The organism is Sphingobium boeckii, assembly GCF_014199215.1.
Lineage (GTDB): Bacteria > Pseudomonadota > Alphaproteobacteria > Sphingomonadales > Sphingomonadaceae > Sphingobium_A > Sphingobium_A boeckii.
Genome location: NZ_JACIJC010000001.1, coordinates 743,873 through 762,097, shown reverse-complemented (window position 1 = coordinate 762,097; position 18,225 = coordinate 743,873). Strand labels below are relative to the sequence as shown.

The 18,225-nt window shown below is 60.0% G+C and carries 13 protein-coding genes and 1 tRNA gene; 7 read left to right on the top strand and 7 right to left on the bottom strand.

The window, feature by feature from the left end:
• Positions 1 to 21 precede the first annotated feature (21 nt).
• Entirely contained in the window at positions 22 to 486 is a 465-nt protein-coding gene (locus FHS49_RS03780; protein ID WP_184015342.1) for a hypothetical protein, read from the bottom strand.
• Positions 487 to 530: 44 nt separating this feature from the next.
• Positions 531 to 1,958 (bottom strand): aldehyde dehydrogenase family protein, encoded by a 1,428-nt coding sequence (locus tag FHS49_RS03775; RefSeq protein ID WP_184015340.1) that lies wholly within the window; start codon positions 1,956 to 1,958, stop codon positions 531 to 533.
• Between the two features lie 385 nt (positions 1,959 to 2,343).
• Between FHS49_RS03775 and FHS49_RS03770 the strand changes: the two genes are divergently transcribed.
• From FHS49_RS03770 to FHS49_RS03755, 4 genes are read left to right on the top strand one after another with little or no spacing between them, the layout of a single operon-like run.
• Positions 2,344 to 3,699 (top strand): acyclic terpene utilization AtuA family protein, encoded by a 1,356-nt coding sequence (locus FHS49_RS03770; RefSeq protein WP_221240349.1) that lies wholly within the window; start codon positions 2,344 to 2,346, stop codon positions 3,697 to 3,699.
• Positions 3,696 to 4,034, top strand: a complete 339-nt coding sequence (locus tag FHS49_RS03765) for an AtuA-related protein (RefSeq protein WP_184015337.1) — start codon at positions 3,696 to 3,698, stop codon at positions 4,032 to 4,034. The genes FHS49_RS03770 and FHS49_RS03765 overlap by 4 nt, the downstream gene beginning before the upstream one ends.
• A 2-nt stretch (positions 4,035 to 4,036) precedes the next feature.
• On the top strand, positions 4,037 to 5,488 hold the full coding sequence (locus FHS49_RS03760) for a M20/M25/M40 family metallo-hydrolase (protein WP_184015335.1): 1,452 nt from the start codon (positions 4,037 to 4,039) through the stop codon (positions 5,486 to 5,488).
• 19 nt (positions 5,489 to 5,507) lie between these two features.
• Positions 5,508 to 6,827, top strand: a complete 1,320-nt coding sequence (locus FHS49_RS03755) for a CitMHS family transporter (protein ID WP_184015333.1) — start codon at positions 5,508 to 5,510, stop codon at positions 6,825 to 6,827.
• A gap of 72 nt (positions 6,828 to 6,899) precedes the next feature.
• Here the strand turns inward: FHS49_RS03755 and FHS49_RS03750 are convergent, their stop codons facing one another.
• The gene (locus FHS49_RS03750) at positions 6,900 to 8,936 is read right to left on the bottom strand and encodes a S9 family peptidase (protein ID WP_343052885.1); all 2,037 of its coding nucleotides are present in this window, start codon (positions 8,934 to 8,936) and stop codon (positions 6,900 to 6,902) included.
• Positions 8,937 to 9,221: 285 nt separating this feature from the next.
• On the opposite strand from FHS49_RS03750, the gene FHS49_RS03745 reads away from it, so the two are divergent.
• Positions 9,222 to 10,133 carry a LysR family transcriptional regulator gene (locus FHS49_RS03745; protein ID WP_184015329.1) on the top strand — a complete coding sequence of 304 codons (912 nt, stop codon included), beginning with the start codon at positions 9,222 to 9,224 and terminating at the stop codon, positions 10,131 to 10,133.
• Between the two features lie 46 nt (positions 10,134 to 10,179).
• On the opposite strand, the gene FHS49_RS03740 is transcribed toward FHS49_RS03745, so the two are convergent.
• Together FHS49_RS03740 and FHS49_RS03735 are read right to left on the bottom strand one after the other, a co-directional pair.
• A complete protein-coding gene (locus tag FHS49_RS03740) occupies positions 10,180 to 13,338 on the bottom strand; it encodes a TonB-dependent receptor domain-containing protein (RefSeq protein ID WP_184015327.1) in 3,159 nt (1,052 codons plus the stop codon).
• Between the two features lie 660 nt (positions 13,339 to 13,998).
• A tRNA-Gln gene (locus FHS49_RS03735) sits at positions 13,999 to 14,072 on the bottom strand.
• A 136-nt stretch (positions 14,073 to 14,208) separates the two neighbouring features.
• On the opposite strand from FHS49_RS03735, the gene FHS49_RS03730 reads away from it, so the two are divergent.
• Together FHS49_RS03730 and FHS49_RS03725 are read left to right on the top strand one after the other, a co-directional pair.
• The gene (locus tag FHS49_RS03730) at positions 14,209 to 15,264 is read left to right on the top strand and encodes a Ppx/GppA phosphatase family protein (RefSeq protein WP_184015325.1); all 1,056 of its coding nucleotides are present in this window, start codon (positions 14,209 to 14,211) and stop codon (positions 15,262 to 15,264) included.
• Entirely contained in the window at positions 15,261 to 15,935 is a 675-nt protein-coding gene (locus tag FHS49_RS03725; RefSeq protein WP_184015323.1) for an RlmE family RNA methyltransferase, read from the top strand. Before FHS49_RS03730 ends, FHS49_RS03725 begins: the two co-directional genes overlap by 4 nt.
• Before the next feature lie 114 nt (positions 15,936 to 16,049).
• Here FHS49_RS03725 and FHS49_RS03720 read toward each other — a convergent pair whose 3' ends face one another.
• Together FHS49_RS03720 and FHS49_RS03715 are read right to left on the bottom strand one after the other, a co-directional pair.
• Positions 16,050 to 16,799, bottom strand: coding sequence for a DsbA family protein (locus tag FHS49_RS03720; protein WP_184015321.1), 750 nt, complete (start codon positions 16,797 to 16,799; stop codon positions 16,050 to 16,052).
• A gap of 34 nt (positions 16,800 to 16,833) precedes the next feature.
• Positions 16,834 to 18,204 (bottom strand): M48 family metalloprotease, encoded by a 1,371-nt coding sequence (locus FHS49_RS03715; protein WP_184015319.1) that lies wholly within the window; start codon positions 18,202 to 18,204, stop codon positions 16,834 to 16,836.
• Positions 18,205 to 18,225: the final 21 nt, after the last annotated feature.

Below are 18,225 nucleotides of genomic sequence, written 5' to 3'. Positions count from 1 at the left end.
CCGGACGTCCATCAGGGTGCGTCAATCGGCTGAAACCGGTTTCACCACCACGTCCCAATGTTCTTCGATCAACGAGAAGCGTTTGGCCTCTTCGAGGGCGAGGGCAGTGCCATCTGGATATAGCCGCTGCGTGACCGCCAAGGCGGCTTCATCGTAGCGGCCTCCGGCACCAACGGCCGATTCTGCGTCTCGATACACGATCGTCACCCGAATATCCCAGCGCTGACCGCCCGCCATATGCGTGAATGGCTGCCGCTCCTCGATCCGGGTGATCCATCCCGCCTTCTTCATTTCGCGCAGGATCGGCTCATGATTCTTGCGATACAGGCGCAGAAATTCGTCCATCGCGCCCCATCGGACACGATAATAATATTCGACGGTGACCGGCCCGGCGGCAGGCGCGTTCTGCGTTGAAACGGGAGGTGCCGCATACGCCTGAGAAATTGTGCACAACGCCAAACCCAGCGTGACTGATCGTATCGGCATATGTCCTCCCTTTCATGTCGTCAGTGCGAATGCGGTGCTCCAGCTTATCGATCTGCAAGCGCATCGAGGGGTATTGCGGCAGCAGGCTGGACGAGACGCCGCGCATAATAGCCCTTCGTGCGGGTCAGGCTTTCGACCCAGGAAAAGCCGTCCGTTCGCCCGAGGCCGGACGCCTTGATTCCACCCCATGGCAGATGCTCGTCGACATAGTCCGCCTGGTTCACATAAAAGTTGCCGGTGTTGATCCGCTGGCCCAGCGCGAGGCCGCGATCGATGTCGTTCGTCCAGACCGATGACGTCAGGCCGTACTCCGTGTCATTCATCAGCGCGACGGCGTCCTCGTCAGACCGGACGCGCATAATCGGCGCGATCGGACCGAAGGTTTCCGCACGCATGATCAACATGCTGTGATCCACGCCAATGAGCACTTTGGGCGTCACATAGGCATCGGGGTTGCTGACGTCGGGCGTCGGGCAGCCGAGGATGTCGCGCGCGCCGGCCTGCAGCGCCTGCGCCACTTCAGCTTCTATCCGGCGGGCTGCGGCCGCGTTGATCACCGGGCCGAGTTCCACCACTTCGTCCACGGGATGGCCGATCGTCCAGCGCCGCGCCGCCGCAACAAACTGATCGAGAAACTTGTCGTAGACCGCATCATGCACATAGATCCGCTCCACCGAGCAGCAGGATTGCCCTGAATTGGAGAAGCTGGCGCGCACCAGTTCGGATGCTGATATCGCTATATCGGCGTCCGCCATGACATAGGCGGCATCCTTCCCACCCAGCTCGAAAATTTCGCGGATGAATTGCGCGGCGGAGGCCTGACGCACTTCATGGCCACCGCGCGACGATCCGACGAAATTGACCAGATCGATACTGCCGGACGCGAGCATTTTCGCACATTGTGCGTTGGTGAGATCAAGCGCCTGGAGAACGCCCTCGGGCAGGCCAGCCACGCGAGCGGCCTCGTTGATCACGGCGGAAATATGCGCCGTCTGCGGTGCGTGCTTGAAAATGACGATATTGCCAGTGAGCAGCGGTGCAAGGATCAGACTGGAAAGCATGACGACCGGATAATTCCAGGCACAGATCGAAAGGTTCACGCCGCAAGGTTCACGGCGCGCAAAGCGCCGCTCGTCAGCGCTCCCGGCCAGAAGGACTTCCGCCCCAAACTCCGGCAGAGTCGATTTATAATATTCATAGAGATAGTGCAGATCGCCAGTCTCATCGGATTTTGCGAGCGGGCGTCCAATCTGCCACGCCGTCATCCGCGCCAGATCATCCGATCGCGCGATGAACGCTTCCACGAAAGCATCCAATATTCCCACGCGGTCGCTGACCGAATAGTCCTTCCAGGAGCCAGCAGCTTGTAGCGCGGATGCAAGAGTGCCTTCGGCGTCCGCGTCGGTCGAAAAACGGCTCTCCCGGTAGAGCGTCCCGTCCACCGGACTGATGATCTTCAAAATTTCGCTCACATGCGCTCCCGATCGATAAATGCCCATCGATCCGTGCCGCAAGAGCCCGCAGGAAGACGCGAGGAACGACCCCGCCAACGTGCTTTGCGAATCCGGTTTCGGACGCGCAGAACATCGACAGTCCCGTTCAGTTTTGAAAATCAATAATTTGCATCAACCTATGCGCTCAAAGCATGAAAATAGGCGTTCGCTTGGGAATTCATGCTCAAAATACATTAACTGATCCGTATTATGTATTTTTATAGCTGATGGGATGTTCCTATGCCTTCTCACAGGAGATGGATATCGGACATGCACCATGGCTTTTGGCATTCGCGCTGAAATGGGCATCAAGCTAGTCTAGCCATTCCATAATGAGCGGATATCGAATGAAGACTTTGAGCGCATGGCGCGTCGCATGAATGCCAAATCGATGATCCGCATCGGCAGCGGAGCCGGGTTTGCGGGCGACCGGATCGAACCATCGATCGAATTGATCGAACAGGGTGATCTGGATTTCCTCGTGTTCGAATGCCTGGCGGAAAGAACCATCGCGCTCGCGCAATTGCGCCGGCTGGAAGATCCGCTCAACGGCTATGATCTGATGCTGCTCGAGCGGCTTGGCGGCGTCATCGATACGAGCGTTCGAAAGAACGTGCGTATCATCAGCAACATGGGCGCCGCCAATCCGGTTGCAGCGGCGGAGCGTGCTGCGGAACTGGCGCGGGAAAGGGGTTTTCATGGCATGAAGATCGCCGCCATCGTGGGCGATGATGTCACTGAATACATCGCAGCAGCAGGAGGTGCGCTCGAAGACGGGCGCACCGTTTCGGATCTGGGCGATCAAATCATTTCGGCTAACGCCTATCTGGGATCCTTTGCAATCGCGCGTGCGCTGGATGAAGGCGCCCACATCGTCCTAACGGGCCGCACGGGCGACCCTGCCCTGTTCGTCGGCCCTATGATTCACGCTTTCGGATGGGCGGAGGATGATTGGCATCGTCTGGGTCGTGGCACGGCGATCGGTCATATGCTCGAATGCGCTGGACAGCTTACCGGGGGCTATTTCGCTGACCCTGGATGCAAGGACGTACCCGGTCTTGCGCGCCTGGGCTTTCCGATGGCTGACATAGACGCAGACGGGATCGCGGTTTTTTCCAAGGTAGCGGGTTCGGGCGGCGAATTGAGCATCCGGAGTTGCACCGAACAGCTTCTTTACGAAATTTTCGATCCGGCCGCCTATCTGCAATCCGATGTAATCGCCGATCTGTCGCGCATCACATTTACCGAAATCGATCAAGGCATTCGTATGGACGGCGCATCGGGCCGCGAGCGCCCCGCCAAACTGAAAGTGTCTGTCGGATATCGCGATGGATTCATCGGAGAAGGCCAGATTTCATATGCCGGGCCGGGCGCGGTCGAGCGCGGCAAGCTCGCGCTGGAGATCGTCCGCGAACGCCTCGCTCTGCGCGCGCTTCCGATCGAAGAATTGCGGCTGGAATTGATCGGCGTGAACGCGACGAATTTCACGACAGGCGCTGCGGCAGCGACCGACCTGCGTGAGGTGCGGATCAGGGCGGCGGGCCGGGCGGCAGACAGGAAGTCTGCAGCGGCCGTCGGCGGTGAGGTTGAAGCGCTTTATACGAATGGGCCGGCCGGCGGCGGCGGTGCCTGGGCACAGGATCGCGAAGTCGTTGCCATCGCCTCGACCTATGTCGAGCGTGATGCGGTGGAGCCCGGGATCGTGTGGGTCACAGCATGACGACCTTGCGAAATCTCGCGCATGTGCGCACGGGCGACAAAGGTGACACGTGCCAATTTTCCGTGATCGTCCATGAAGCGCGCCATTATGAATTGCTGGAAAAATATCTCACGCCCGAGCGTGTCGGCCAGCATTTCGTCGAATTCGCCCATGGCCGCATAAGGCGCTTTGAAATGGCGCAGCTCGGAGCGCTCGTCTTCGTGCTGGAACAGGCGCTGCGCTCCGGCGTCACACGATCCTTGTCGCTTGATGCGCATGGCAAATGCCTTGGCATGACCCTCTTGAGCATCGACATCCCCGATGACGGGGCAACATCGCCTCACAGGACAGGATAGCCGTGCGCAGCCCTCCCATCGTGCATCGCCGGTCATGGCCGGTCCTCGCGGCGCTCGCGTGCGCCCTGCCCTTTTTCGCTGGCGCGGCGAAGGCGGCGGCCGATCCACAAGACGCACGATTTCTCGCGACCTATAAGGAACTGATCGAAACTGATACCTCGCTCTCGCAGGGCAGCTGCACGATCGCCGCGCGCAAGATGCTCGCCCGGCTCAAGGCGGCGGGTTATGGCGATGATGAAGCGCGGCTCATCGTTCCGCCCGCATTTCCGAAGCAGGGGAATCTCATTGCGCAATTGACAGGTCGCCGTGCCGAGGCACCCGCTATCCTGCTCGTGGCGCACATCGATGTGGTCGAAGCCAAAAGATCGGACTGGCAGCGCGACCCCTTCCTTCTGGTGGAGGAGGATGGGTATTTTTACGGGCGTGGAACGGTGGACGACAAGGCGATGGCGGCGTCTTTCATCGACATGTTCGTCCGCTATCGCACCGAGGGTTACCTGCCGGACATCACGCTGAAGCTCGCGCTGACCTGCGGAGAGGAAACCTACGATGTCTTCAATGGCGTCCAATATCTGTTGGCGAACGCGCCGGACACCCTTGAGGCCGGCGTCGCGATCAACGAGGGCGGAAACGGCTATCTGGACACCAGCGGGAAGCCCATGCATTTCGGCATTCAGTCCGGCGAAAAAATCTATCAGGATTTCCGGCTGGTCACGACCAGTCCGGGTGGACACAGTGCGCGACCTGGCAGGGACAACGCCATCACGCGTCTTGCCGACGGCCTATCACGGATCGGTGCTTTCGAATTTCCCGTCGCGGTCAGCGAAGTCGTGCGAAAATTCTTCATGCGATTGGCGCCGCTTCAGCCCGAGCCGCTGAAATCCGACATGGCAGCAATCGGGTCAGGCCGGGCAGATGACGCCGCCTTCGCGCGGATCTCGGCGGCATCGCCCGAGTGGAACGCGATGCTGCGCACCACATGCGTCTCAACGCTGGTCAATGCCGGGCACGCCGCCAATGCGATGGCTCAACATGCCGAGGCCAATGTCAATTGCAGGATCCTGCCGGGACAGGACGTCAGCGCGATCCGAGACAGGCTGGTGGAAATAGTTGCCGATCCCTCGGTGCGGATCGAGTTTGTCTCCCTGCCCGGGCCAGTCTCATCGGCTCCAGCGTTGACGTCCAGCATCATGGCTCCGGTCGAAAAGCTGGTGGCGGAGATGTGGCCCGGCGTTCCGGTTATTCCGAACATACTTACAGCAGGAACCGACGGCCGCTTCCTGCTGGCTGCTGGCATTCCAACCTATGGCATATCGGCGATCTTCCGCGATCCCGACGGCAATGGCGTCCATGGTCTCAATGAACGAGTTCGAGTCAAATCGCTGATGGACAGCCGCACCTTCCTGTACCGCCTCGTCAAATCCCTCGGCGGTGGCCAGTCGGCCCGCCGCTAATGCAACGCGGGATAAGTCCATGAACCTGGCGCTGGCAGGCTTTTTGACCATCGGATCCTTTCTGGCGCTGATCCTCATCCTGCGGATGCCAGTCCTCGTCGCGCTGATCCTTGTACCGATGGTCAGCGCCGTGCTCTGCGGCTTCGGCGATGGCCTTACAACCATGAGCATCGAAGGCCTCAAGATCGTCGCGCCGATCGCAGTGATGATGACATTCGCCATTCTTTACTTCGGCCTGATGATAGACGCGGGCCTTTTCGAACCGCTCGTGCGCACATTGACCGCCTTTGTGCATCATGATCCCGTGCGGCTTTGCATCATCACCGCCCTGCTGCCTTTGCTCGTCTCGCTCGACGGAGACGGCGCGACAACATTCCTGATCTCCGTGACCGCCCTGCTTCCCGTGCATCGCCGATTGGGGCTGAACCCGCTCGTGCTGCCTACGATTGTCGGCCTGTCGGCCGGGGTCATGAATCTCTTGCCCTGGGGCGGGCCGACCGCGCGGGCAATGGCCGTGTTGAAAACGGATGTCAGCCATCTGTTCGTGCCCGTCCTGCCTGCGATGCTGGCGGGGATATGCTGGATTTTCTGCGCCGCCTTTCTGATGGGCGTTCAGGAGCGCCGTCGGCTGCGCGCTGCTGGCCTCATCGCAAGCACACCGGGCGGCCCCGGCCCTGATCTGCCAGCGCCCGCCGCAAAGAGCCCCATTTTCTGGTTCAATCTTGCGCTGACGCTGACGCTGTTGCTCCTGCTGTTTCAGGGACTTTATGCCGATCTGGTGTCCGTTCCGCCCATCCCCGCTCCGCTCCTGTTCATCCTGGCGTTCGCCATCGCGTTACCCGTTAATCGCCGGTCGGCCGAAGCGCAGAGCGCGCAACTTTCCGCATACGCCGCCAGCGTCGTCACGGTCATCTCCATGATCTTCGCCGCCGGGATCTTCACGGGCATTTTAAACGGCACAGGCATGATCGCCGCCATGGCGTCTGTCTTGGCTGGCGGCGTCCCCGCGTCGGTCGCGCCCTGGCTCAGTCAAATCGTTGCGATCACGAGTATGCCAATGAGCCTCGTCTTCACGCCTGATGCTTATTATTTCGGGATGCTTCCGGTCTTTGCGGAAACCGCCAAAGTGGTGGGTTCGGATCCGCTCACCATCGGTCGCGCGGCGCTGATGGGCCAGATGACGACTGGATTCCCCCTCAGCCCGCTGACCGCCTCCACCTATATCCTCATCGGCTTGTCTGGCGTCAGCCTGCGCGAACACCAATTACACATGTTCCGCTGGGCGTTCGGCACGACCCTGGTGATGACGATCGTTGCCACGCTGACCGGCGCGATCTGAGCGATCCGGCACGAAAATCCCCGCACATCCATTGGATATGCGGGGATCCATCTCACCTTCGAAAGACGCGCCCTATTTGACGGTCTTGGCCATGTCGAACCGGGCGAACCACGCGAGGATGGCGTTCACCCGCGCAGCCGATTGGCTGGGCCGTGTCGAAAAGGTGCCATGCGATGCGCCGGGGATCTTGATGAGCGTGGTCGGTACGCCGCGGATCTGCAGAGCGCCATAGAATTGTTCGGCCTGCGACGGATCCGTCCGATGGTCCTGATCCCCGACGATCAGCATTGTGGGCGTGGTGACATTGCCGACAAGCGAGAGCGGTGAATGCTTCCAATAGAGTTCGTGATCTTCCCACGGCTGTTTTCCGAACCACTGCCTGCCCATCCAGGGGTAGAAATCGACCGTCAGCACCTCGCTCGTCCATTCGATCACCGGTGCTTGTGATACCGCAGCCTTGAAGCGGTTATTCTTACCCACGATCCAGGCGGTCAATGCGCCGCCTCCAGATACGCCCGCCACGAACAGGCGTTCCGGATCGACGAAGCCCTTCGCGATGGCACCATCGACCGCGCTCATCAGATCGTCATAGTCGGTGCCCGGGTAACTGTGGGTAATCCCGTTGGCAAACACGTCGCCATAGGATGTCGATCCTCTCGGATTGACATAGAGCACGACATATCCGGCGGCAGCATAGAGTTGATAATCGCTCGCGAAGGTCGGGCCATAGCTGCCGAACGGGCCGCCATGGATTTCCAAAACCATCGGATATCGGCGCGATGGATCGAAATCAGGCGGCGTCACCAACCAGGCGTCGACCGAAGCCTGGTCGAAGCTGGACGTCACGGCGAGCGGCGTGACCGCGCCCATCTTCTTATGCCCAAGCACATTGTCGTTAAGCCGCGTCAGTCGCGTGACCTTTCCGCCCCGCGTAATGGCAATGTCGCTCGGCCGGTCGCCCGCGCCCTGCGTAAAGGCGATCACACCATTCTGCGCCACGGAAAAGCCGCCGCCGGTATAGGGCGTATCGGGAATATCGCCCTCGCCGCCCAGACCAGACACAAGCGTGTCGATACGGCCGGCGAGATCGGCGCGGGCGACCTTGGCGACGCCGTGATCGTCAAAGGAGAAATAGATGCTTTGCCCGTCCGCAGCCCATATGAGCTTTGATTTCTCGACGCTGCGATCCAGCGCACCGGTGAGGGGCCGCACGTTGCGCCCATCGATATCCATCACATACAGCAGGCGATTTTCGTAACCGCGATATTTCTGCGTATAGCCAGTGAAGGCGATCAGCTTTCCGTTTGGCGAGACCGATGCGGACGTATCAGGACCCTTATTCTCGGTCATCCGCGTGAGCGCGCCATCCGCAAGCGACACGCGATAGATTGCCGAAAGGTCGCGCTCGCGTTCCCAATCGGGGCCGCGCCTGGCGGTGAACAGGATCGCCCGGTTGTCAGACGTCCAGGATAAGGGTCCGCTATCCTCGAAACTGCCTGTGGTCAGTTGCCGTGGAATGCCGCCGTCAGCCGGGATCACGAACACATGATAATAGCCCGGCTTGCGATCGCCCTCGCCATCCCGTTTATATTCGATGCGCGAAACGATCCTCAGCGGCTCCGACCATTTGGCGCCCTCGGGCTTTTTGAGCGGCGCGCCGAGAGTCTCGGGATCCGTCACCGAAAGCATAGTGAAAGCGATCGAGCTTCCGTCCGGCGACCATGTCAGATTGCCCGGTCCGCGCGGAGGCGACGCGATCAGCGCCGTGCGACCGGTCGCCTTCCAGAACATATAGATGCCCGCTCTTCCACCTTCCGGCGTGCCGACAAAAGCCAATCGCGTGCCGTCCGGAGACCAGCGTGGCTGAGAGGAATCTGCATTCGGCCCCACGCCATCCAGCGGGGACTGTTCGCCCGTGCGCGTATCGATAAACCAGAGCGTCGTGCGGCCCCGATCGGTCATGATGTCATTGGCAGTGCGCGTATAGACGATAAGCCCGCCATCCGGTGCGATTTGCGGATCGCCCCCAGCGCTCAGGCTGAAGAGATCTTCGGGATACAATCGAGTTTCGTCTTTCGCGAGCGCCACCACATCAGATGTCGCTGGCACCGCATTCGCCGATGCGGGAGCAAACAACAATGCAGATCCAGATACGGTACACAACATCAATAATCTTAAGATCATGCTCCATCCCCAATTAGTCTATTCTATCCAAATTTTTATCAAAATATTACTGCAATATATCTATTAATTTTCAAATTTACTTTGTGATATCGGCAGTTTAATCTGATTATTATGTCTAATTTGACAACAGGGCCACTGTATTCGCTTAAATTTCAGTGTATGGATGCTGAAACTATTGTAAAATTCATAAATTTGATGGAATGATACGCCATGCGTATAAATATCACGCCGCATCATTTAAGGTCCGTCATGGCGGTGGCGCAAACCGGCAGCTTTACGGCAGCCGCTTCGAAAATGGGACTGTCTCAACCGGCCTTGAGCCGGATCGTTCGTTCGGTGGAGGCAGAACTCGGCTGCGTCATTTTCGACCGGGACACGCGTAATGTGAGCCCGACGGCAGCCGGCGAAACCATCCTTGCAACCATGCGCAACGCCTTGACCGATTATGATCGCGCCCTGATTCACCTGCGGGAACAGGCGCTCGGCCAGTCTGGCAATGTGCGGGTCGCGACCCTGCCCTCGCTTGCGCAGGCGTTGCTGGCACCCGCGATCGCGAAGATGCGGATCGCTGCGCCCAGTATCGAACTGCATATCTATGACGGCCTATCCGAAACGGTGATGACGCAGGTGATTGATGGTGAGGTGGATATCGGTCTGGTTGATAGGCCGGCCAACCACCCCAAACTGAAATATGTTGAATTGCTCAAGGATCAGGTGGGCGTGGTCTGCCGCAACGATGATCCCATCGCCGCGCTCAAACGCGTGGATTGGCAGGTTTTCGATGACAGGCCGTTCATCGCCATGGCGGTTGGCTCCAGCGTTCGCACACTGATCGACGCCGCGCTCTCGCAATGTCATCTCTCGGTGAGACCGCTCTACGAGCCCGCATTCCTGGCGACGGTCGGCGCGCTGGTGTCCAGCCGCGCCGGCATCACCGCTTTGCCCAAGCTGGCCGCAGCCGGCCTTCAGCAGGAAGGCCTGTCGTGGCGCCCGCTTGGCAATCCGGAAATCCTTCGGTCGTGTGGCTATATATTGAGACTGGATCGCGAAACGCAGCCCGCAGCAACCACATTGCTGACTTTGCTGGAAGAAACGAGCACAGATATTACCGTGGCGGAGTGATCAACAAACCGGCCGCTGCGGACAACCCCAGCGACCGGCCCTTTGATCAAAACGTCTTGGTGACGCGCACCACGAACCGACGCCCGAGTAGGTCACCCGTGGTGAGCGGGAATGGCGGCGGCGTATCGAACAGATTGGTGACGGTAAAGCGCATCGACCAATCGTCGTTGATGCCATAGCCGATCGCGGCATTGACCGTGATGAGACTGTCTACCTTGAGGATATCCTGCGTTTCATTGGTAAAGGTCAGATCATATTTCCCGCCCGACTGATAATTGACTTCGGTGAAAAGGCTGAATGGACCTTTTGCCAGCGTCGCGCTGAGCTGGCCGCTATACCGTGGATTGGTGATCGTGCCTTGCGCGCAGGTCGTGGTGACGGCGTTGATCGACCGGCAAAGCCTGTCGAGATAAAAGAAGCTTCCATCGAGGCTGAGCGTCGTATCGGCAAGCCCGACCCCGTCGAGCGGCAGACCGGCATAGTTCACATTCGCGGTGAGGCCGCGGAAATCGATCGAGCCGCCATTGACGAATGTCCGGCGGATACCGGGATTGGAACGGTCATTGACCAGCTGCCCCGTCGCATCCCGGGAAAACAGGCTGCAAAACTGGTTGCCCGCATCCGGATTATTGAGGTCGAAGTCCGGATTGTCATAGCAGCCGCTCGCGATATCGGCGGTCGTCAGCTGCGCGATCGGCCCCTTGATCTTGATCCGGTTCCAATCGACAGCCATCGTCATGCGCGGCATAAAACTGGGCCGCAGGACAAAGCCGAAGGTGTAAGCGTTGGACGTTTCGTTCTGCAGATTGATATTGCCGCCATCAAGCGTCGCCTGACCCACGCTCTTGGCCTGCGACACGAAATTGGCTGGATTGAGGCCGTATTCCGAATAGAAGGCCGCGCAGTTGCGCGCGCGAATGGACGGATTGGGGCCGCTTGCGACATTGGCGCTGTCACAAGGATCCGGAAAAGACGACACGCCGACGGCATTGGGCGTAAACAGTTCGACGATGGCCGGCGCCCTGAGTGCGCGTGTGAAGTTTCCGCGGAACGTGATATCCCGGACAGGCTGATAGCGTCCGCCAAGCGTGTAGGTGGTAAAGCCGCCATTGATCGAATTATCGACGTAGCGGGCTCTGCCCTCCACGGACAAGGCATGGACGAGCGGAATATTATTGTCCTCGGAAATCAGCGGAATTTCGAGTTCGCCGAAGACTTCCTTGGTTCGGAACGAACCGTCGGCGGCCGCGATGGCGGGGTTTTGCGTTCTGCCGGCGAGCTCCAGGGGATCCGGCGTGAAGCGGCCATGTTCGCGGCGCGTTTCGGCGCCGATACTGAAGCCGACGGGTCCGGACCAGAGATCAATCAGGCTGCCGGTCGAGATATTCGCGGAAAAAACCGTTTGCTCGAGCAAAGACCGTGATAGCGTGCGCGCCGTGACATAATTTGCTGCCGCTTTGCTCACGCCGTCGGTCCCGAAGGGATTGAGCGGGACGCAGGCGGCGTCCAGCACCGGCGCCAGCGTCCCCGAAGCGACATTGAAGGCCGGATTGGCATCGCAGACGATCGCACCCGATGCGTCGCGCCTTACGTTGAGCGCGTTGACGAAATTCTGCTGGATGATCTGGTTGCGAAGGTAATTGCCTTCGGTCCGACCATAATTCGCCGAGACTTCATAGGTAAATTCGCGGCCGAAACTGCCAAATTTCCCCCTGATACCGCCAACGGCCCGGTACACGTCGTTGCTCGACATGCTGCGCCCGTCGATAAAACCGAGATAGGCCTTTGATACGTTAAAGGTCGAAACGCCAAGGCTCGTGAGCAAGGTGCGCGCCTGATCCGTCAGGCGCGGATCGCTAACTGAAACCAGCAACGGCCCCTGCGGGTTTGTTCGGCTGCCGACCAGCGGCGTGGCATAGGTGGGCTGGTCCACCAGCTCACGGCCCTTGCCGTTGAAATACATCGATTCGGCGAAGACTTCGATATTGGGCGTCAGTTCAAAGCTGGCATTGAGATTAAGCGATATGCGTTTGACATCCGACAAGATCTGCGTGGTTTCAGACAGGTTGAAACCATCGCCCCCCGATCCGAAAAATCCCGAAAAGGGGATAGCCGGATTATAGGGGATGAGATTGCCCGACGGATCGAACTGGAGCCGCGTCGTGCCATTGACTCCGAACCCTGCCGCCGTGCCATCGGCGCGGATAAATTGTCCAACGGGGAGGATGACGCCGCCCGTCGTCAGGCCTTCCGCGCGAAAATTCCTGATGAGCACGGACGCCGGGACACCATCTGCATTGCCCGAGTTGAACGGGATTGAAGAATTGATGCGGCCATCATTCGCCGTGGTGCGCCCGCCCGGTGTATTCGAAATGACCGATCCAACGCTTGGATTGTCGTCAAAATCATAAGCCTGGCGAATGCGTTTCCGCGCCGAACCCAAAACGCCTTCGCTGCGATCATAGCTTGCTGCGAACATCACATTGCCACGGCCTTCGGCGAAATCCGTGCCGGCCAGACCAGCCACGTTCAGCCGGAAATTATCTCCTTGCTCAGTGATGCCGCTGAGCGCCGAGACCGTGAGCCCGCTATATTTCGATTTCAGGATGACGTTCACCACACCAGAGATCGCATCGGAGCCATAAGCCGGTGCACCGCCGATCGACAGGTTTTCGACCCTCTCAACCAGCAACGTCGGAATGATGTTGAGATCAACCTGCAGTCCGGGCGGTGCAGGCGTTCCCACGCGCGTGCCCGATACCGACGGGGCGTTGGTCGAAACGACGCGCCGACCATTGAATAGCGTCAGCGTCCGTGCCGATCCCAGGCCGAAGCGGTCGGCAAAGCTCTGTCCCGCATTGAAAGACCCCTGCTGACCCTGCGGCGTCTGGCCAAGGCCGAAGCTGGGCGTCGCTGTCAATGTGTCGACGATGTTGGTCTGCCCGCGCGATTCGACCAATTGGGAGGATATGGTTGTCGCCGGCTCCAGCGTATCGAAGCCCACGCGGGGAATACGCGATCCGGTGACCACAATGGCGTCGCCAGTCGACTGATCGTCGGCCGCATTGGCGACATCCGATTGTACGGCTACCGTCTCGTCTTCCGGAGCCTGCGCAAAGGCGGCATTTGAAAAGGAGAGCGCGCTAAGACTGCTGATGACGATCGCGGTTAGAGAGCAGCGTGACCGAAAGGTCGACAAACACATGGCTTGCATTTCATTCCCCTGTTTTTGAAATCCCGATGTTCCGCTGCGCTATTTTACAAACTCGGGTTCGCCCTCGCAGTCAGGCAGTGACAATTGCGAACCGCTGGAGTGTTGTGAAATAAATAATTAACATTGATTGATGCACTGACAGCATGAATTGCTTATTTGATCCCGCTACGCCTCAACCAAGCAACACTTCAGGCCTCAAATTGCCGTTAGCTCTGGCGACGCAGAATCCACCTCGCGGAATGAGGCATTGGGTGAACCACCATCATTGCTGTCTGCACCAACTGAACGTCAGATCATCACGTTATGCTCGCGACGCGGGAGCCATCCACAGAAGCCGGTCCGGAGTTGCAACTAAAAAATCAGCAGTCAAACGGCAGGTTATGGTCGACATCGGCAGGCGTCACTACGCCCATCTGAGGGCGTTCACTGAAATCCCTAGAAGTCCCGGAAATCCCTATGGTGTGACGGCCTGGCGTCCGCCCGCGCCTCTTGGCGTTTGCCTGTAGAGCGCGCGCGGTGTGAGAGGACACCCATGGGCAGCTCATAACGACTACCACCAAGGCCGCTTTGGCGAATCCCGGCACCCATCTGGACGGATAAGCGGCCGGCCAAAATAAATTATCTATTTACAATGGTTTGAGGGAGCATAGCTGGATGCCCCGCGAGGATTCGAACCTCGATAGGCGGTATCAGAAACCGCAGTCTTACCATTAGACGACGGGGCACCAGAGGCCGGCGAAATAGGCGGACCGCTCGTTCAAGTCAACGCCGCCTTGCGGGAAATCGCTTGAACCTTTAGACTTGGCCCCAAGTACCGGCGGTATTCCCGTTTCCGGAGAACATAAGAGTGAATTGACGGCCATGGTGGATCCTTCCACGCCATCGCCGCACCGGTCCGCGCCAGCACAGGCGGGCCTCGCGGCAAACCGCCAGCCTGTTCAGCGCTGGCATCAGCGGCGCGCTTATGCCGCGCTCGATCTCGGCACCAACAATTGCCGTCTGCTGATCGCCAAGCCCGAAGGCGACGGCTTTGTGGTGGTTGATGCGTTTTCCCGGATCGTCAGGCTGGGCGAAGGGCTTTCTGCCAATGGCCGGCTGAGCGACGCCGCGATCGAGCGCGCCATCGCCGCGCTCAAGATCTGCGCGGACAAGCTGAAACGCCGCCATGTGACGCTGGCCCGCTCCGTCGCCACCGAAGCCTGTCGCCAGGCCGCCAACGGCCAGGATTTCATCGATCGGGTGTATAATGAAACCGGGATCGCGCTGGACATCATCAGCGCGGAGGAAGAGGCTCGGCTGGCCGTGATCGGCTGCCATACGCTGCTCGAGCCGGGTGATGGTCAGGCGCTGATCTTCGATATCGGCGGCGGCTCGACCGAATTGGTGCTGGTCGATACGCTCGAATCGGCGCCGAAGATCCTCGATTGGCAGAGCGCCCCCTGGGGGGTGGTCTCATTGACCGAGAGCGAGCCGGACATTGCGGACAATGCACCCGCGCGCTTGGCGGCTTATGCGCGGATGAAGGCGCGTGTCACCGAGAGTTTCGCCCCCTTTGCAGCCCGATTGCCCGCGGAAAAATTGCCCGACATCCGCCTGCTCGGCACCAGCGGCACGGTGACCACGCTCGCCAGCCTCTATCTCAAGCTCAGTTCCTATGATCGCAGCGCGATCGATGGGCTGATCGTGCCGACCCAGGCGATGCGCGCGATCAGCACCGAATTGTCCGCCATGTCGGTGGCGGATCGCGAAAACCAGCCCTGCATCGGGCATGAGCGCGCGGACCTGGTGGTGGCCGGTTGCGCGATCCTCGAGGCGATCACGGATATCTGGCCCGCCGAACGGCTGGGCGTGGCGGATCGCGGCATTCGCGAAGGCATTTTGCGGCTGTTGATGGCACGCGACGGGGACAAGAGATGAGCCGGGGCGGATCGGGCGGGCGGACGCGCGTCAAGACATCAAAGGGCCGCACCGCGCAATCGACGCGCTGGCTGGAGCGCCAGTTGAACGATCCCTGGGTGAAGAAGGCGCGCGCCGAAGGCTATCGCAGCCGTGCGGCCTATAAATTGATCGGGCTGGACGAGAAATTCAACCTGCTGAAAGGCGCGAAACGCATCCTCGATCTGGGGATCGCGCCGGGCGGCTGGAGCCAGGTCGCCCGCAAGACCGTGCCGCGTGCCACAATCGTCGGCATCGATCTGCTGCCCGTCGATCCGATCGACGGCGTAACGATCTTCGAGATGGACTTCCTGGCCGATGAGGCGCTCGAAGCGCTGAAGGACGCCCTGGGCGGCCCGGCCGACCTGATCCTGTCCGACATGGCCGCCAATACGGTGGGCCACCCGCAGACCGATCATCTGCGCACCATGGGGCTGGTGGAGGCCGCAGTGGATTTCGCGTGCGATGTGCTGGAGCCGGGCGGCGCCTTTGTGGCGAAGGTCTTCGCCGGGGGCACGGATCACGCGCTTCTCGCGATCCTCAAGAAGAACTTCACCACCGTGAAACACGCCAAACCCGCCGCGAGCCGGAAGGATTCGTCCGAATGGTATGTGATTGCGCAGGGGTTCAAGGGGCGGCTGACCGAAGATTAAATTCGATATTTCAAATCCCGTTTGGGCTGAGCCTGTCGAAGCCCTTTCTTCTTCAAAATCACGAGAAGGAAAAGACTTCGACAGGCTCAGCCCGAACGGTAAAAAGGAGTCAAATTACCCCTTCTTGCGCGCGTCCGCGATCGCGGCCTTCAGCGCGTCATAGCCCACGGCGCCGTTCAGCACCTGATCGCCCACCACCCAGCTTGGCGTGCCGGTGAAACCCAAGGCGCGCGCGACCGCGATGTTGGCGTCTATTTCCTTCTGATATTCGCCCGAGCCGGCCTCGGCTGCGATGCGCTTGCTATCCAGGCCGAGCTTGGCTTCCACCTTTTCCACATTTGCGGCGGTGGGGCGGCCCTCGGCATAGAGCGCATCGTGAAACGCCTTGAACTTGCCCTGCTTCGCCGCAGCCAGACTGACGCGCGCTGCCACTTCGCTCTCCGGGCTGAGGATCGGCAGTTCGCGGAACACGATCTTCAGACCCTTGTCCTCAGCCAGCAACCGCTCGATATCGGGCAGGCTCTTGCGGCAGAAACCGCAGGCATAATCATAAAAGACGACCAGAGTAGCGTCGCCCTTTTCATTGCCCGCCCAGGCACCTGCAAATGGCGTTTCGATCTGCGCGCGATTGGCCTCGACCGCGCCGGCCGCCTGCTTCTGCTCCAGTTTCTGCATGGCTTCCGGAATGATTTCGGGATGATCCAGAATATAGGCGCGCACCACGGCCTCGATCTTCGTGCGCTCGGCCTCACTGACGCCGGCTATGCTGGCACCGCCACTGACGGTGGCCGCAAGCGCGGTCGCCGCGGCTCCAGCAAGAAATGCGCCGCCTGCAATCATGATCGTCTTTTCCTTGGGTGTCATTGAAGATATCCGCTCACTTATCCGGCCGCGCGGCCTACCGCTTCTTCTTTTTCTGCACTTCAGCCTCGGACACGAGCGCGATATCCTGCGCCCGCAGCCAATCGGAAGTGCCTTCAGGGATGCCCTGCATGGCCTGCCGCGCATTGGCAAGCGCGAGCGGGGCCACGCCCTCCAGATTATAGCGCTCCGCGGTTGCCAGTTGCGCGCGCGGTACATCGCCCTCGCGCTCATAGACCACGCCGAGCTGATACCAGGCAAAAGGATTGTCATTGTCGCGCGCTACAGCGGCCTTCAGCACGGTGCGCGCCTCATCGAAATTCTTCGGATCTTCCGTCGCGATCAACGCATGGCCGAAGAGTGCGGCGATCAACGGCTGATTGCGCGTGCGCTCCACCGCTTCCCGCAGCGGCGGCAGGGCCTCGGCCACCCGGCCCGATTCCAGCAGGATCTGGCCTTCGAGTTCCAGGAAATAGGGATCGTCGGGATTGGTGGTCAGCAAGGATGAAACCTCGGCCAGCGCCTTATCGGGATAAGCCGATTTATGCCAAGCATAGGCGCGGGCGTAGCGCGCAGGCACGGTCTTGTCGCGTTCGGGATATTGCCTGAGCGTCGTGGCCGGCTCCGAAACGAAGCCATTGAGCTTGGCCTTCACACGCTCGAACCGCGCCTCGAGCGTTTGATCGATCGGTGCATTCCAGGATGGCGATGATTGATATTGATGCTCAAGCACTGCGATCCGCTCCCCGCTCAGCGGGTGGGTGCGCGCATAACTGTCGGTCTGCGGGATGCCGAGCCGATATTCCATATTCTGCAGCCGCTTGAAAAAAGCGAGCGAGCCTTTGCCACTGATTCCGGCCTTTGCGAGAAAACTGACGCCCGCGGCATCGGCACTGGATTCCTGCGTGCGGCTGAACGCGAGAAACTTGCCCATCGCCGCCTGCTGACCCGCCGCCAAGATACCCATGCCGGCATCGCCAGCGCCTGCCGCCAGCGCGGCTGCGCCCAGCACCAGGCTCAGGATGCTGATGCCCGAAGCCACCTTCATCCCCTCGCCGAAACGCACGATATGTCCGCCGGTGATGTGGCCGATTTCATGCGCGACCACGCCTTGCACTTCATTGATATTGTCCGCGGCCGAAATCAGGCCGGAATGGATATAGACCGCCTGACCGCCCGCGACGAAGGCGTTGATCGACGGATCGTTGATCAGCACGACCTTCACATTGCGGGGATCGAGCCCCGCCGCCACGATGAGCGGGGCGGACATGTCGGCAAAGAGCGCCTCGGTCTCCGCATCACGCAGGATCGATTGAGCAAAGGCCGGGCGCACCAGCACGGCCAGGGAGAGCAGAAGCGCGATCGCAAAGCGGATCGCCGGCGCAAAAGATCGGAACTGGATGGCCATGGCCGCTCTTCCTTCCGTCTT